Raw genomic sequence first — 756 nt, 5'->3', positions numbered from 1 at the left:
TTCTTGGGTTCTCCTTAAATTATCTGTGATACGTTGTTTTGACGTATCCTCTCTTAGTATATGGCACTGAATTTTTCAGTTTAAAATGAAAAACTTACAAGGCTAGATGTAGGTATCTGTATTTTACAGAAGTTTAGCACTTAAAAATTTTTTAGGTTGGTAGCCCATTGATTTATAAGAATTTAAGAATAATCAGTGGAAATATGAGATTTTCCGATTTTTACTGGAAATTATAGAGAAAAAAGTTGCAAAATAAAAGCATCCTTTTTATAATAGTTTTGTTTAGAAATTCACACAAAAAGGATGCTGATAAAATGAGCAAGAGTTATTTGAAACAATTACTCACCTATACTAATAAGGTATACCATATAGGTGAAAAAATCAATACCTTAAAAGATAAAAGAGTAAAATCAGAAGTAAAAATTTCAACAATTGCTTTTATTGTTTTATTTGGATTTATGCTTCAAATAAGAAGTTTCAATAGATTAGACCATTGGCTTGAAAAAGGTAAATTTAAAAAAGTGTTACCTAAAAAAACTAGAACTCCACGCATTGACTCTGTCAGGCGGTGTTTCAGTGGTTTTGATTTAGATGGATTAAAAGGAATTCATAGTCATATAATTAAAACTACTATAAAAAATAAGGTTTTTAGAGGTGGTACTATAGATGGGTTAAAGGTTGTTGCAATAGATGGTGTAGAGCTATTTGAAAGCACAAAAAAATGTTGTGATAAATGTCTTACAAGAGTTGATAAAA

General features: G+C 28.4%; 1 pseudogene. It reads left to right on the top strand.

Annotated elements, in window-relative coordinates:
- Nucleotides 1-314 precede the first annotated feature (314 nt).
- Nucleotides 315-756, top strand: a pseudogene (locus tag CLTEP_RS14100) (transposase); the annotation flags it as partial.

Source organism: Clostridium tepidiprofundi DSM 19306, assembly GCF_001594005.1.
Taxonomy (GTDB): domain Bacteria; phylum Bacillota; class Clostridia; order Clostridiales; family Clostridiaceae; genus Clostridium_AC; species Clostridium_AC tepidiprofundi.
Note: the sequence above shows the minus strand (reverse complement) of the source record. Positions and strands in the feature narration are given on the sequence as shown.